This is a genomic window from Pseudomaricurvus hydrocarbonicus, from assembly GCF_011602365.1.
GTDB classification, from domain to species: domain Bacteria; phylum Pseudomonadota; class Gammaproteobacteria; order Pseudomonadales; family Cellvibrionaceae; genus Pseudomaricurvus; species Pseudomaricurvus hydrocarbonicus.
The window spans coordinates 374,974-391,384 of the sequence record NZ_JAAONZ010000002.1; the positions used below are offsets into that span (position 1 = coordinate 374,974).

At 45.5% G+C, this 16,411-nt stretch carries 13 protein-coding genes; 3 read left to right on the forward strand and 10 right to left on the reverse strand.

The genetic code is table 11. The features are described from left to right. Window positions 1-6: 6 nt before the first annotated feature. From G8770_RS03965 to G8770_RS03980, 4 genes are read right to left on the reverse strand one after another with little or no spacing between them, the layout of a single operon-like run. Window positions 7-1,605 (reverse strand): TIGR03016 family PEP-CTERM system-associated outer membrane protein, encoded by a 1,599-nt coding sequence (locus tag G8770_RS03965; RefSeq protein ID WP_167181970.1) that lies wholly within the window; start codon window positions 1,603-1,605, stop codon window positions 7-9. Beyond that, window positions 1,514-2,638 carry an XrtA-associated tyrosine autokinase gene (locus G8770_RS03970; protein WP_208022030.1) on the reverse strand — a complete coding sequence of 375 codons (1,125 nt, stop codon included), beginning with the start codon at window positions 2,636-2,638 and terminating at the stop codon, window positions 1,514-1,516. Before G8770_RS03970 ends, G8770_RS03965 begins: the two co-directional genes overlap by 92 nt. A 47-nt stretch (window positions 2,639-2,685) precedes the next feature. Then, complete coding sequence (locus tag G8770_RS03975) at window positions 2,686-4,227, reverse strand: XrtA system polysaccharide chain length determinant (RefSeq protein WP_167181972.1); 1,542 nt, start codon at window positions 4,225-4,227, stop codon at window positions 2,686-2,688. Between the two features lie 24 nt (window positions 4,228-4,251). Beyond that, window positions 4,252-4,902, reverse strand: a complete 651-nt coding sequence (locus G8770_RS03980) for an XrtA/PEP-CTERM system exopolysaccharide export protein (protein ID WP_341771067.1) — start codon at window positions 4,900-4,902, stop codon at window positions 4,252-4,254. Window positions 4,903-5,628: 726 nt separating this feature from the next. Between G8770_RS03980 and G8770_RS03985 the strand changes: the two genes are divergently transcribed. Further along, entirely contained in the window at window positions 5,629-6,498 is an 870-nt protein-coding gene (locus tag G8770_RS03985) for an ExeA family protein (RefSeq protein WP_167181974.1), read from the forward strand. A 39-nt stretch (window positions 6,499-6,537) separates the two neighbouring features. Here G8770_RS03985 and G8770_RS03990 read toward each other — a convergent pair whose 3' ends face one another. From G8770_RS03990 to G8770_RS04015, 6 genes are all read right to left on the reverse strand, one after another. Continuing rightward, a complete protein-coding gene (locus tag G8770_RS03990; RefSeq protein ID WP_341771074.1) occupies window positions 6,538-7,686 on the reverse strand; it encodes a nucleotidyltransferase domain-containing protein in 1,149 nt (382 codons plus the stop codon). A 51-nt stretch (window positions 7,687-7,737) separates the two neighbouring features. Continuing rightward, window positions 7,738-8,634, reverse strand: coding sequence for an HprK-related kinase A (locus tag G8770_RS03995; protein ID WP_208022031.1), 897 nt, complete (start codon window positions 8,632-8,634; stop codon window positions 7,738-7,740). A gap of 53 nt (window positions 8,635-8,687) precedes the next feature. After that, entirely contained in the window at window positions 8,688-8,966 is a 279-nt protein-coding gene (locus G8770_RS04000; RefSeq protein ID WP_167181980.1) for a hypothetical protein, read from the reverse strand. Window positions 8,967-8,972: 6 nt separating this feature from the next. Further along, entirely contained in the window at window positions 8,973-9,785 is an 813-nt protein-coding gene (locus tag G8770_RS04005) for a hypothetical protein (RefSeq protein WP_167181982.1), read from the reverse strand. Window positions 9,786-10,029: 244 nt separating this feature from the next. After that, window positions 10,030-11,340, reverse strand: a complete 1,311-nt coding sequence (locus tag G8770_RS04010) for a nucleotide sugar dehydrogenase (RefSeq protein ID WP_167181993.1) — start codon at window positions 11,338-11,340, stop codon at window positions 10,030-10,032. Window positions 11,341-11,417: 77 nt separating this feature from the next. Further along, window positions 11,418-12,482 (reverse strand): NAD-dependent epimerase/dehydratase family protein, encoded by a 1,065-nt coding sequence (locus tag G8770_RS04015; RefSeq protein ID WP_167181996.1) that lies wholly within the window; start codon window positions 12,480-12,482, stop codon window positions 11,418-11,420. A gap of 401 nt (window positions 12,483-12,883) precedes the next feature. Here G8770_RS04015 and prsK point away from each other — a divergent pair, with 401 nt between their 5' ends. After that, window positions 12,884-15,055, forward strand: a complete 2,172-nt coding sequence (gene prsK / locus G8770_RS04020; protein WP_167181999.1) for an XrtA/PEP-CTERM system histidine kinase PrsK — start codon at window positions 12,884-12,886, stop codon at window positions 15,053-15,055. Continuing rightward, the gene (gene prsR / locus G8770_RS04025; RefSeq protein ID WP_167182002.1) at window positions 15,052-16,407 is read left to right on the forward strand and encodes a PEP-CTERM-box response regulator transcription factor; all 1,356 of its coding nucleotides are present in this window, start codon (window positions 15,052-15,054) and stop codon (window positions 16,405-16,407) included. The genes prsK and prsR overlap by 4 nt, the downstream gene beginning before the upstream one ends. Window positions 16,408-16,411 lie beyond the last annotated feature (4 nt).

The window sequence follows — 16,411 nt, forward strand, 5'->3', positions numbered from 1 at the left end:
TAGTCCTTACCAAGTCATATTGATACCAACCGTGAATCTATTCTCCTGATATTCGTCTTCGGCAAGCTCTGAAGATCTGTCCACAAAGGTATACCCTGCATTAACGGAAGTTTTAACACCCAGGTTTCTTGAAAATCCTATGTATGCGCTGTATACCTCAGAATTCTGGACGATCTGACCCGGGTCCAGACCCAACTCCTTATATTCCTCAGGTACGTCCGTCTCTCTGTAGGATAAACGCCCATTCAGCGTGAGTTTTTGACTCAATTTTCGAGAAACTCCGACGGTATAATTGGAGAACACGGTATTGATATTATCTTCAAGTCTCAGCTGATCCGAGCGTGAAGCCTTCAAACTTACCGATGTCCTTCTTCTGGTCCAGTTATAAGAGACACTCACTCTTTCATCAACGATCGGACTTCTGGTTAAGGTGGTCTGATTTTGGCTAATTAAAATAAGCTCACCATCCGGGTTTAGAACTGGGTCACCATTTTCATCCACAAACTGAAAAAACTGATCAAAATTTCTTAAATCACTGGTAAAGGTTAAAATCTTGTCATAGGAAAATCTAAAATCACTAAACTTATGCCGGTGAGTTATATTTAAAGTCGGTGTTGAACCAAAAAACCGGTTCCCCGTCCCCACTTCGATACTGGTTCTTGGTGTAGGCACCCAACTGATTCCAGCGGTCCAGGTACTGCCGTCAATATCACTGTCTTCAGATACAAAATCGTTAAAGTCCTCACCCGTACTGGCGTAAACTGACCACTTCCGGGTTAAACTATAGTTCAATTGGAAATAGGCGTTGGCTATTACGTAATCATCGTCTTGCGTGTTGCCGTTCGAATAATAAATCTTCTGGTAATTACCGGATAAGGTCCAACTTAGCCTTGAGGTTCCAGGCACACTGCTTAATGACGCATTGGCTGAGTGACGTTCATTATCGTCTACCGAGGACTCGGTATTATCTTGATAATCAAATCGGTAGCGCGCATAAACCTCAGCCGCACGTCCAAACCTGTGCTGTATGTAGGGGCTGATGTTAAAGTTATAAGTGGTGTTGATGTTATCAGTGCGGTTTATCGCATTATCCCCAGAGGCAATAAAGGGATTTATTGCATTTTGGGCGATATAAGCAGAACCATCCAAATATAAAAAATTTGAATACAGATCGACATTACCATCGGCCTTAAGCCTTGGGCTAATTTTGTGCACGTCACCGCCACGAACTGAAGAGCAACCATCGTAATCAGTTAAACTATTTCCCTCGACAGCCGCTAAAACACTAAACGAGGAGCGCGCACCAACGCCTTTAAGATTTAAAGTAGGCGTAATCGTTGTGTACCATTCAGGCTTTTTGTCAGTTGGCGATAAACATGAATTATCAGTAAAGGCTTTTCTAACGTGCAGCCCATAACCCCTTTCAACCTGTCCCGAAAACGCACTTAGTGACCAGGAAATACATAATATTCCGCATACAGACCTGGAAAACAGAACAACCACTCCCTGACGTTCACTGTTGATCAACTTGTGCTTTTCCGGCTCTTGATTGCCGAGTTTTTTCACGGTATCCATTGCCGTAACCATAGCCTTGGCCGTATCCATAACCATATCCATATCCATATCCGATTTTTGATAACGGGCTTTTTCGGACTTTATTAAGCAGTAACCCAATAATTTTATCATTACCAATGTATTCGATAGCGTCTTCTACAGCTTCTTTTGAAGACTGCTCAGACGCGACAACAAACACAACCTGCCCAACTAAATTGGCCAGCACCGCGGCTTCGGTGGTAATCAGCAACGGGGGAGAATCAAAAACAATGACTCGATCCGAGTAGCGGTCAGATAATTCCTGCATCAACCTTTTCATATTTTCTGAGGCTAAAAGTTCAGTGGCATTTTCATGCAAATGACCTGCAGGTAGGACTTTCAATTTAGGGATACTGGTTTGGATCAAGACATTACTTAAATCCTTTTCGGCACCTTCCAGGTAATCAATTAAGCCCGGAGAATCATCATTGATACCAAGCTCCAGTGCGGCATTGGCCTTGGTCACGTCCGCATCGACCAGCAACACTGTCCTGTCTTGCTCAGACGCCAGGCTCATCGCCAGGTTGATTGCTGAAAATGTTTTCCCCTCACCCGGCAAGGCGCTGGTCACCATAATCAGGTTGGCATTCTGAACAATGCTGGCGCCTTGTTGATCGATGTTCATTAAAATGGGTCGTTTTATTGCTCTGAATTCATCCGCAATATGGCTACCCGGTTTTTGAGGCGTGACAATTCCTTTTTCGGTCATCTCTTTAAGCGGGAGATTATGTATTTTAGTCTTGCCCCTGAGGTTGCCTGGCTCTACCTTATCTTGGCTGGATACAGACTGTTTTTGCTCCGCATTTTCGGCTTCCGGGCCAGAAGGTCTATTATTGGGGACCTTGGCATCATCAACCGGTGCCGTTGATGTCAAGCCTGAAGCAGATACCTGCTCTTCGTGACTACTGTCCACCGCCATATGCTCAGAAAGCTTTTCATCGGTGTATTTTGGCTTAGCCTTAGAGGTGTTATTCGGCTCTTTAAGAAGGGTGTCCCTGCCCTTCTCTTTTTCTAATTTTCTAATGGCTTTTTCGATAATGCTCATATAGGAAACATCCTTTTGACCCGATGGTAGCTAGGCACTTAGATCATCTAAAAAAACAGGTTTTGTCCAAGATTAACCCCGGCAAAAGTGACCAGTAAACATACAGACACAGATACAAATATCAAAGAAGCCTGGAGCTCATGCCTGGCTTTGACGGGGTCTACAATCATTGAAACTGAACCAAAAACGGGAAGCCCCAGAGTTTCCCCAAGCTCCTGACGTGTCACAAAGACTGGCCGTATCAAAGACAACAGGAAAGTGAAAGCCAGGCCTGCCACAATACTGAGTAACAATACCCCCGAGTTGAGCAACAGCTTATTAGGCTCGGAAGGCTTTAAGGGTACAAATGGCGGATCAATCACACGGAACTTAATGTTATCCGTGTTTTTTTCCACTTCTTCAGACAGCAATGCGGATTCTCGTCTGGCTAGCAACTGATTATGCTGATCTAATACCACTTTATAATCTCTGTCGAGCTGTCGGAGCTGGACTTCTACGTTCGGAATATTATTGACTGTTCCTTCAAGTTCATTAACCCGCTTTTTATATTCATCCACCCGAACTTTGACTTCAGCAACTTTGGCTTCTGTTTCGGCCAACATAGTCCGCATATTTTGATACACCGGGCTGGAAGTTAAATTACTCATAGATGAAGACTGTAGCCCTGCCGCCAGCGAATATTCAATTTTCTTTTCTGCTTCTAATGAGGCAATCATTGATTTAATCTGAATCATCTCTGGATGGCGGTTGGTATAGGTCAACGCCAAATGATCCAATTTGGTTTTTAAAGAATTAATCCGCACATCGATCGGGGTTGATCGAGTGACATCACCAATGGAAGATGAAAAGAAGACAGGCTCATCACCGTTCAGCTGTCTATTCAGTTCTTCCTTGCGATTTTCCAGCTCTCGAAGCTCAAGATCGGCAGTACGCAACTGAGACTTCGCCATATCCAGACGTTGATAATAACCACCCGAATCGCCTGGCAGCATATTAACGTTCTTCTGTTTGAAATTGGCCAGACGTTCCTCGGCTTCGGATAATCGTTTGGCATAATCCGCTATCTGTTGCTCAAGAAATTCGTGTGCACTTGAGTTGTCATTTCGCTTTTCACCCAAAGTACTTTCTATAAAGACCGTGATCAGCGATTGGACGATACGTTTCGCTGAATCTCGGTCCTCGTGTTTAAAGGACAAGGAATAGAGCGACGTGTTTTGCGCATCACCTTGAAGAGTGATCGACTCTTTTAAACCCGTTAGCAGCTGCTCTTTTTCCAAGTCTGTCGTGATATTGAGATCCAGATCAGACATCCTCATCAATTTTTCTAAATTGGGCCGGCTTAATAATGTCCGGCTCATCAAAGCAACCCTTTGGTTGACATCTGGCTGAATGGCCAACCCCCTTAATAGTGGCCTCAACACACTGCTACTATCAACGTCCAATCTTGCCGTGGCCATATACGACACCGGCAGCGACCATACCCAAAGCCAACCTAAGATAGCCACTACCCAGGCAATAGCCAATCCATACCATCTAAAGCGCCAAATACCTAACAAATAGCTGTAGATTTGCGCAAATACTTGTTGCATCCGTCAATCCTCTGCGCGGGGCAATTAAAACCAAGCTTCTGGAATAATAATGATATCGCCAGGCATTAATGTCGTATTGGCTGTGATATCACCATCATTTAATAAGTCATCAACTCTTAGACTAAAGATGGTCTGTTCACCATCGACACGTCTGATTAATACGGTGTCATTACCATCAGCGAAGTCACTTAGGCCACCAACCCGGATCATCAAATCCAAGAGGGTCATGTGCTTGGAAAAAGGTATGGCGGTTGGATTCGTGGCCTCACCAACTACCCTTACCTGCTGTGTGGGAACCCCCGTAAAGCCATTGACAATGACACTGACAACCGGGCTTTTTACGTATTTGGCATAGGCTTTTTCAATGTTCCTGGCCAACTCGGTTGAAGTAAGCCCGCTGGCAGGAAGATCTTCTACGAGGCGTGTTGTTATTTTACCATCTGGCCTGACAGTCACCGTAGTTGACAGTTCTTCACTACCCCAGATGAATATCTCCAGAGAATCCCCAGTACCAATTATATAGTCAAACTCCGGGACATCGGCTTCACTCAGTTCTGGTGCCCTGACTTTCTCCTGTGGGGATATCCAGCTACATCCTGATAAACCCAAAATTACCAGTGTTATAATTGTTCCGTTTGTAACATACCGTCGTAAACCATTTAAAAGACCGGACACTGACTGCCTCCTTGACTTGTCAAAATAGTAGAGCCTTGAATACACCGACCTAAAAAATTATAGTCGTGTATTTCTACAATAGCCCAAAGTATCACTAAATCTACGTAAACATTGTTTTGGTTTCATTAAAACCGGATTTAATATCTTTTATGATTAGAAACTAACAATAGTCAGTTTTTTTTGACACGCCAACACAGATCTTAAGTTCACCGTTTTTTTTGGCCCAATGATGATTGCAGTGACAACGCTGGAAAATATATTCATATTTAATTATTAACAGGTGTTCGGATTATAATAAAAGGTTGTAACGAACCAAGCCTCCTCGACATCGACACGTTTTCACACTGACGATCTCCCATTTACAGTCACACAACAATCTTCATTGAGTTTCTGTAAAAATGTAGAGAATCTACTACCCTATTTATACGTGACAAAACAACACCCAGTGACATGGACTGTGATAATGGCAAAGCTATTTATAACCCTCGGGAATCTCTCCGGAATTGTGGGAGTATTGCTGTGCGGAATATCTGGTCTAATGAGAATGTTAGGCTACTTTCACATGATGAGCTACGATACCATGACAATATTTACTGTTGGCATGGCTCTAATGATCTTCTGCCTCCTCATTAAGCAAGAATTTGTGATGTGGAAAGTTCACGAGCAATAACTACCAACATCATCACCTGACTACCCCTGGCTAGCACACACAGATTTGGAAATCACATGTACGAAACATTTTATGGATTGGATGAAGAACCGTTTCGACTCACGCCGGATTCACGCCTTTGCTTTAAACACCCTAGCTATAAAAATGCTAAAGCTTACATGCAATATGCCCTCTACCGAAGAGAAGGCTTCGTCGTGGTCACGGGCCAGCCAGGGACCGGAAAATCAACCTTAATCAGTGATCTTACGTCCGAATTTGATGGTGGAAATGTGGTATTCACCAGTTTGAATTGCACACAGGTTCAAGCAGACGACTTGATCAGACTGATCGCCATAAACTTTCAGATAGACGCTTCAACTGAGTACAAGTCTTTGATTCTTCACAGCTTAAAGCAATATTTTCTCAAGCTGAACAGTGAAGGCCGCAGACCGTTACTGATCATTGATGAGGCCCAGGACCTGCCCGAAGAGGCCCTGGAAGAACTGAGGCTGCTGACCAATCTTCAACATAACAACCAACCACTGCTGCAGATTTTTCTTGTGGGCCAAAGCGAGCTCAGAGGGACAATCGCCAAACCTCAGCTGGTTCAACTGCACCAGAGAATAGTCGCCACATGCCATCTGGAACCCTTAAGTGAAAAAGATACCGCCGCCTATATTCTTTATCGACTGAAACAGGTGGGTTGGAACGACAACCCAAGCTTTGCTCCTCAGGTGTTCCCCCCCATTCATCAAGTCAGTCGCGGTATACCAAGAATCATCAACCTTGTCTGCAGTAGATTGTTATTGCATGGAATGGTCGATGAAAAGCATCATATCGATACCAAGGACCTAAAAATTGTGCTGGATAGCCTGGTTCACGAAGAGCTTATCCCCAGTTATGACAGCACTGGAATGGAACACACGACACTTCACAGCATCAGCTGATTTCAAAGACCCACTGGATTTATTCAGGTTAAAGAATACTCATTGCACCTGGGTATTCTTTTCCGCCAGCAACTGTGCCAATGTTTTGGTTTTGGGCGGATTACTTTCATTCATTCGTTTCTTAATGGGCAGGACGACTGACTTATACGCCAGATGGGGTATCAACAAATGAAACGGCATCTTTAAATAATGGGATCTGACGTACAATAACCAGCGCGCCAGTGCAGACCCTCTGGACGCGCAGCTGGCATGATCAGGCAACAATCCACGATCAAACACAAACCGCATGAACAATTGATGCCGCCGGCTCATTTTGGTGAGCCCCAGAGATTTTTTCAATACAGGTTCCGGTATCACTGCCCCAAAGAACGTTGAGCAGTAATAGAGTGCGTAATACAAAGGATAAGTTAACTCCAATTCCAACCCGCGACTCAACAACCTCTCCCAGTCTTCATCCGTTTCACAATAGGCGCTCAGCAAACTGTTGACATCCTCAAGGTCTCGCAGTGCATGTGTCATTTCCCCATCAAAAAACAGGTGGGTCGCGCTGTGCAATATCAAATCTTCATTACAGAGCCTATAGACGTTGGGCATACCTTCAATAGCAACAATGCGGGATAATATTCTTCGACTTGAGGGCGAGACAATGGCGGTCTCCGGGAGAATGGCATGGTGCACATCCAACTCCGTTAATCGTTTGGTGTGCCTCATTGGGGGAAGTTCATGCATCCACTTACGATAATATTTCTGATCGTAAGAATCTTTACACTCACTCAGCCAGCCTTTACGCAACAGCAGTGACTCTGCTGTTGGCAATAGCGATTTTGGCAGAAGTATATCAATGTCAGAGAATATCCTGCCGTCTGCTGGTGAAAGCTTGGCGCAATTGTAGGCCGCGCCCTTTAACACAACCAACGGTACCTGCAAGGACGAAAGTGTACTTGCTAATTCTTCCACTTCCAAAATAACCGACTGACGGTGTCGTTTCGTTAAAATGTAAGACCACCTGAGGTGCCTCAGTGGCTGAGATGGTATGGACTCCAGCAGGTCGGCGTCTACAAGTTTTGCGTAGAGTCTAGCCAGCATGTCTACCCTTCGGGCCTGTCTAATGAGCAAGTCCCATTGCCGCATACTCAACTGACACGCTGCGTGTGGGCTTGAAATAACATCTGCCAACAGACAATCCATCTGATTCACTCACCTACCTTCATAGCTTTCATCAATGTATCAACAGTCACTTTAATTTTTCCCTGTATCAGGTACATGCAGTAAGCTGTCAAATAGTTTGACGGCATCGTCCAGACTGGAATATTGAAAATCATAGCAGTCGCTTTGAGTGATGGATTGGTTCAGAAGGCGATAACCCATTTCGCCCAACACATTCAGATTAAAGGATTGTTTTGCCAGGTTTAGCAACGATTGGGCTTTGCCTTGTGGCGAAAGAACACTCTTAGCCTGTGGTGCATAGCGTGGAAAAACAACCCAACTTAATTGAGCGAGCTCTTGACTGCGGTCGATACTCTCTTTCGGTGCCAGCATGTGGGCAACATCACCCTTCACCGTGTCGTAGCAGACCGGGCCAAATCTGGAATCTTGCGAAAAAGATCTTATAACGCCAAGGGATTGATTTTTCAAGCACACCGGGCGCCCCAGAGGCGTCACCTGTACCAGGCCATCATCAGACATGCTGACTAATGCCAGTTCATCGCTCAATAACCTCCAGCCCCGACACACCAAGCCAGCACACAGTGTGCTCTTCCCTGCGCCTGGAGGCGCAGACAACATCAGGACCCTGCCCTGCTTTTCAACTACAGCGGCATGGACAACCAAATAGTCATGACAATGATTTGAAACACACCAGTTCATACCCCATTCAAACAACGGTAGCGCTTGATCTCCCGGTAAGGGTTTAAACGGTTTAAACCCGTCCAGAGAAAAATTGATCTGGGGCTTGTACCATCGCCTTATTCCCTGTGCCGAATCGATCGACACATGAAAATCAAAAAAATCGGACTCGTTCTCCGGATAATCGGCATACAGCTGTCTTATGCAATCCAATGTTTTAGAAGAATTCGATGAGACAGAAACCGACAGGGGTCCAAATTTCAGGGATAAAGCGGAGGGGAAAGCGTGCAAATTAGGTTCTCTCTGGGAAATCGAGCGATCATACGGGTACCGCATTTCCCTCATCAAGTGCTCTGGCAGATCAAGCCCAGATTTATCAAATGAGGAATGCAGTTATTGAATGTTTGATCGGTCTTACGGCCTATAGAATCATCCATTTCTTCATAAATTTGAGCTGCAGTGAGTGGTTTTTCCACTAACGTTTCCAATATTCTCTTAGCCTGACTTGATAACAAGTGAATATCCCCGCTATCTTTCAAATACCCTATGCCTTCGTCGTCGTCAGGCCAGATAGATAAAATCAGATTCGGGTTGAGGGTGAGAGCAACATCGAGCCGTATCACAGATCCTTAGCTCCCCGCTTCATCCAACCTTAAATTCACGCCGTCCTGCCAGTCATCCACGTTGATACATTGACCCGTCACCATATCGAACTGCTCTCCTATACGGCAACAGGGGATCGGCTTTTGTTCTGCGATGACATAACCAGGTTCGGCCGTACCTACCGAAAGCAAGAAGCAGTCTCCTTGTGAATTCATTCTACTCAACCAGTCGTTGGCGGTAGCTTCATCCACCATTTGACCTTCATAAGGAAGGTTGCTGTACACAGCTTTAGCCAGGGACACAATTTGTTCTTCATCCGCTCCGTAATATTCATGCCCACTGTTCAAAAGCGACGTCACCAATTCAGCGTAGTAATTATTCACATAGCCCTTTAGCTCACTCTCCAGCAAAATGCCCAACAGGGTGATCGTTTCAGGGTTACTGAATTCACCGGAGCCCGGAGGAAAGCCGAACACGCTCTGAAAAGTGGTTCCACCTTCCGTATTCCACTCCAAACAATTAGCGCCATCAGAAAGTGCGCACACACCGGGTGAATAAGGGATATTGTCCCAAGCAGCGATATTGCTCTTCCAGTATTCTTTCGAGCATCCACGCGCTTCACAGTCAATCGGGTTTCGACCGGAAGTGTTGGCAGATCCCATGGCGGATATAGTACAGCCATCCCCCCACACCGGGCGCCCCAAAAAAGACAAAAGCAACGGCGCTGCTGCACCGGCTTTCGTGACGCTTCGCCTCGAAACCCCTTTCACCTCACTTTTCAGTGAATCGATGTTCTCTGAATTGTCAATCTCAGGGTTGTTTTTACTTTTATCATTCATATTCAATGTCCGATAGTACGATGGCTTATCCATTTCCCATACACACAACCACACAAGTCATGGATGATCCAATTTAAGCAATATTTATTCCGGTAATACAACTCATTGATCTGGTTGATAAATTAATCTCAACCTGAAGATTACCTCTACCTTGATGACCAATTTGTAAAAAAAATTGACGTCAGTGCTGAACAGGCTGTAATTTCATATCGACGATTAATGAAGTTTGGTTCTAGGTTTTCGCCTAAAGCCTCCAGACATCAATACCACTCGCCTTTAGGTCATTCCGATCTACACAGGATTTAACGTCCATAAGTATAGCGCCCGATACCATAAATGCCTGAAAATCGGTTGCTCGTAACGTTTTGTACTTTTTATGAGGTACGGCCAAAACCACCGCATCGGCTTTAGGGAGCGATTCCCACGACAACAGCTGCACACCGTATTCCTTCATCGCCTCCTGTGGGCACGCCAGGGGGTCATGAACATGAACGTTACAGCGGTACTCTTTCAATTCTTCAATAATGTCTACAACGTGTGAGTTTCTGAGGTCAGGGCAATCCTCTTTAAAAGTTAGCCCCAGGACAAGAACGTTCGAACCATTCACAGGTTTCGAGTTTTTGGCCAAACACTTAACCGTTTGCTCGGCGATAAACTTTCCCATACTGTCATTTATCTGCCGCCCCGCTAAAATAACCTGAGGGTGATGACCCGCAGCCTCGGCCTTATGTGTCAGGTAGTATGGGTCCACCCCGATACAGTGTCCTCCGACCAGCCCCGGTCTGAAGGGCAGAAAATTCCATTTTGTCCCTGCGGCTTCCAGAACATCCGCCGTGTCGATGTCCAGGCGGTGGAAAATCAGTGACAATTCGTTCATCAAGGCAATGTTCAAGTCTCGTTGCGTATTTTCAATGACTTTGGCTGCTTCAGCCACCTTAATACTGCTGGCACAGTAAGTGCCCGCGTGGACAACCTTTTCATATAATGACGAAACACGCTGCAGAGTCTCAGTGGTATCCCCTGACACCACCTTGACGATGGATTCCAGACGGTGCTCTTTATCACCGGGGTTGATTCGCTCGGGGGAATACGCAACATAGAAGCCCTGGTTAGTTTCCTGCTTTTGGCTTGCAGCACCCAGCCAGACCAAATCTGAATGTTTTTCCAGAATTGGCACACAATATTCTTCAGTACACCCTGGGTACACCGTTGATTCAAACACAACCGTGGCGCCCGGTTTCATGTGCCGGCCGACGGTCTGGCAGGCACCACCCAGCGGCTTCAAATCAGGTTGGCGTGCTTCATCAATTGGGGTTGGCACGACCACAATAATGATGTCCGCCTCTGTCAATTTTCGGGGATCACTTGTATAAATCAACTCTTTGGCCTGGCTTAAGCGCTCCGCTTCCACCTCGCCACTGGGGTCAATCCCCTGCCGGTAATGCTCCAGTTTAGTCTCATCCAGGTCGAATCCTATAGTCTTTGTGACTCGCCCAAAAGCAACGGCCAAGGGTAGACCCACATACCCCAAACCAACAATTGCTACTGCTTCCATAAAAAATCCCTACCAGGCGCTTCGAATCTCACCAGGCTGTAAAGTGTTTAGTCCTGGATGAGCAGAAGCCATGTTTATTAACCCAGCCCAATCGAAGATTGAAGGCTATCCATTTGTGAATTCTTTTTTTCCCAGAACCATTGAGCGGTTTCCTGCAATCCCTCCATAACCCCATGTGCAGGTTGGTAGCCCAGTAAGCGGGTCGCCTTTGAGATATCAGCTTGTGAATGCTTCACATCGCCACTGCGAAACTCCCGGTAAATAGGGTCTGAACCTTTTGATTGAGGACTGAGTGCCGCCACCATTTGACGCATGTGAGAATGTAGTTCATTCAGGGTAGTCCTGCCTCCGAAGGCTACATTATAGACCTGATTTATAGCTTCTGAATTTTTGGACATCGCCGCCAAAATATTGGCCTGAACGGTATTTTCAATGTAGCAAAAATCTCGGGATGTATTGCCGTCGCCATTTATGTAGCAAGGCTTGGATTCCAGTAAGTTGCCAAACCAAAGCGGTATCACTGCCGCATAAGCTCCGGCTGGATCCTGTCGTCGACCAAAGACATTAAAATATCGAAGCCCTATGGATTCCAAACCATATGTTTTAAAAAATACATCGGCATATAACTCATTCACATACTTAGTGACCGCATAAGGTGATAAGGGCTTGCCAATACGCTCTTCTACTTTTGGCAGTCCCGGATGGTCCCCATAGGTCGAGGAAGAGGCTGCGTAAACGAATCGCTTTACGCCACACTTGCAGGCCGCCACCATCATATTTAAGAAGCCACTCACATTGGCCGCATTAGTCGCAATAGGATCTTCAATGGAGCGGGGCACACTGCCCAATGCCGCTTGATGTAATACGAGATCTACCCCCGACACCGCCTCCATACAACTTGGAAGATCCAAAATGTCAGCTTGATGAAACGTAAACCTTCGCCATTTCTCTTCACCCACTGAGCACCGAACGTCTTCCAGGTTTGCAAGATAACCCGTTGACAAGTTATCTAATCCTACAACTGTCTGATTTAGATCAAGTAATTGTTCCAATAGGTTTGAACCAATGAATCCGGCGACTCCGGTGATAAGCCATGTCCGGGGGGCTGACAGCAGTGTCTTCCTGGCCTGTGAATATGACATTACATCTTCCATCAATATATTTAGATAACAATAGCTTACAAACAAATGTGTTCTACACTGAAAGGGTAGAACAGAAACACTATTAATACTTCCTTATAGAGAAAAATAGTATATATGCAATGTTGCAATGCATTTATAAAACCTGACCTAAACAATGACTTTGGCGACAAGGGCTATAATTATTTTTCTGACTTTGTTTGGTATGACACTGCCACGCCTTAACACAGTCACTCATAGAATGTAGAAGACGCTGAAAAGAATTCAATCAAACGACGCGAAAAGCCCATGACACAGCTGGAAAATTTAATGACGGCGTTGCAGGCCCAAACAATCTGTTACACCCAGGTTGTAGCCAAAACCGCGTTTGCCAGAGTTCATAACATGGTAACCACCACACCTTTATGATTTATTCTCCTGGCTTTTACAGTTATGTACTGGCCTTTCTGGGATTTTTTGTGCTGACGATCTTGCTTATGACATCGTCACGAAAAAAACACCATGGACCTCGTTTAATCATCGCGTCTTCGTTAAGTGCTCTTTGGGCCTTGCAAATCAGCCTGGAGTATTATTTGTTCAACATTCCCAGCGCACTCGCAGCGTCACTAGAGTGGTTGCGATACGCCGCCTGGTTTTTCTTTCTTTGGGGGGTCATTACCAGCAAGACCCGGGATTCATCACACGAGGTGTTTGCCTACCCGAAAGGGATGGAACTGGCTGGGCTTATTGTAATCGCCCTGCTGAGTTATCTGGCAGTGATCGCGCCCAGCTTGACGGCTTATACCCAGACGTTGATCTATGTTCAGCCAAGGACTGTGCAGATATCAACGCTGATCCTGTTGAATATCATTGGTCTGGGCTTAATTGAATTAATCATGCGCAATAGCTCGGATGAGCAGCGATGGGTGGTTAAATTCCTGTGTTTAGGAATTGGGTCGTGCTTTGCTTATGATTTTTTCATGTACAGTGAAAGCCTTCTGTTTGAAGGCATCAATGGCCAACTCTGGCAGGCGCGTGGCGTGGTTAACGCGTTCACCATCCCACTCATTGCTGTCTCGGCCGCACGATACAGTAAATTGAATCTCGGCATTCACGTATCGCGACAGATCGTCTTGCAATCGGCTACCGTGGTCGGGACCGGCCTTTATTTACTCCTTATGTCCGCAATGGGTTACTACGTGCGCTATGTTGGCGGCAGCTGGGGCAGCCTCCTGCAGATTATGTTTCTGTTCGGCTCTGGACTGGTGTTAGCCTCACTGTTGTTCTCCCATAAATTGAGAAAAACGCTTAATGTACTGCTCAGTAAGCATTTCTACAGCTATAAATATGATTACCGTCAAAAGTGGCTTGAGTTTACACACAACCTTGCAAATACCGAGGGAGATGTCCCACAGCGTAGCTGCCAGGCGATAGCAAGCCTGGTTCACAGCTCTGGAGCCCTGCTGTGGTGTAAGGATCAAAACCAGCGTTACGAGCTGCTCAGCCACTGGAACATTCCAGAACCGGAAGTCAACTATGAAAGGATGTTACAAGACCTGACGTCTTTGGATGAATTTCTCGAAAGCTCCCTTTGGGTCATTGATATGGATGAATTCAGGGATAAGCCAGATAAATATTCTCCATTGACCCTGCCGGAGTGGTTAACATCAATCCCGAATGCCTGGCTGATCACGCCCTTCATTTTGCAAAATAAGATCTTAGGCTTTGCGCTTTTAAAGAAATCTGACATAAGCACACCACTGAACTGGGAAGACCGTGATCTTTTGAAAATGGCGGGCCAGCAAACCGCCATACACCTGGCGCAATATCGATCTGAAACAGCTTTAATGGAAGCCAGGCAATTTGAAGCCTATAATCGACTCTCAACATACGTAATGCACGACCTAAAAAACATATTGGCTCAACAGTCTCTGATCATCTCCAACTCAGAAAAGCATCGTCACAAACAGGAATTTGTGGACGATGTTTTGCGTACCATCGAGAACTCTGTTGAAAGGATGACCAGGCTTTTAGGACAAATGAAACGAGGCAGTCGAGGTGAACTTAATAAAGTCGTGTCTATTACGCAATTACTGTCAGAAGTTGTTAACGAAAGTAAGGTCAGGAATCCCAAACCCACCCTTACTGACTTGCCTTCTGAAGAATTTGTCTCAGCGAACTACAGCCAACTGAAAAATGTATTTGGTCACTTGATACAAAATGCCCAGGAGGCAACGCCGGATACCGGCAGGGTTCACTTATCACTTACATCCACAGAGACTCAGTTGCAAGTTCTAATATCAGATACAGGTCAGGGAATGTCAGCTGACTTCATCAAGGAGCGACTTTTCAAGCCCTTTGACTCCACCAAAGGACTGATGGGCATGGGTATCGGTGCGTTTGAAAGCAAACAGTATATCAATTCACTGGGAGGCGATATACGTGTACAAAGTGTAAACGGTCAAGGCAGTCAATTCATCATCTCGTTGCCAAGGCAACTTGAGGTGAACCCTGATCAAGATGATCTCGATAACGACTGTGAAAACGTTTCAGAAATAAAGGACAGTGAACAAACAATACAAAGGAGCTTTATGTGAACGGAAACGATCGGTATTTGCTTGTTGTTGAAGATGACCCTGGATTACAGAGTCAACTTCGCTGGTGCTTTGATGATTTTCAGGTGGCCATAAGCAGTAATAGAGAAGAAGCCATTACCATGGTGAGAAGACATCCTCCTGGAGTCGTTCTTCTGGATTTGGGACTTCCTCCTGATCCGGGGGGGGTTACTGAAGGGATGAAGACTCTGCAGGAGATACAATTACTTTCACCCTTAAGCCGTATCATCGTCGTCACCGGTGACCATGATCGAGACCATGCGGTTGAAGCTATCGGGCTGGGCGCTTACGATTTTTATCAAAAGCCGGTGGATGCAGAAATTCTTAAATTGATGGTAAACCGTGCTTACAGTGTTTTTGAGTTAGAACAGGAAAACATGCGCCTTCAGGCCCACCAAAAAGAAGGTCCTTTACAGGGTATTATTGGCTCTAGTCCCGAGATACTCAAAGTATGCCGCACCGTTGAAAAAGTGGCTCCCTGTGATGTAACCACCCTATTACTCGGTGCCAGCGGTACGGGTAAAGAGGTCTTTGCCCGAGCTATTCATAATTTGAGCACCCGTAAAAACCAGAAAATGATTGCCATAAATTGTGCCGCGATACCTGAAAATTTACTGGAGAGTGAACTTTTTGGTTATGAAAAAGGTGCCTTTACTGGTGCCACTCAGCAGACCCCGGGGAAGATCGAATATGCAGATAAGGGTACATTATTTCTGGATGAAATTGGTGACCTGCCTCTGGAGCTCCAGGCAAAATTACTCAGATTTTTACAGGAACGTGTCGTGGAACGCCTGGGAGGCCGAAAAGAGATTCCCGTTGATGTTCGTATTATATGCGCGACACACCAGGATTTGACCACTCACATTCAGGATGGGCGCTTCAGGGAAGATTTGTTCTATCGGATCAGTGAAATCACCATCAACATTCCAAAACTTAAAGATAGAAATGGAGACGCTCTACTTTTGGCCAGGACATTCCTCAACCAATACTGCTCTGACTTGGGTAAAGGGACAAAACGCTTTTCCGAAGATGCCATACAAGCTATAGAGAATTATCCATGGCCAGGTAATATCAGGGAATTGGAAAGCCGAATAAAGCGCTCTGTGATCATGGCGGATAACGGTCAAATCACGGCCGAGGATTTGGAAATCAATTTTGACCCACAAAATAATACGCCGCTCAATCTGAAGCAAATTCGTGAAGAAGCCGAACGCAGCGCTATATTGAGAGCCCTTAACCACTCTAATGACAACATCTCTGAAACGGCCAAAAATCTCGGAGTCACGAGACCAACACTCTACAATATGATAGAAAAATACAATTTGAAAGCGTAGGGAA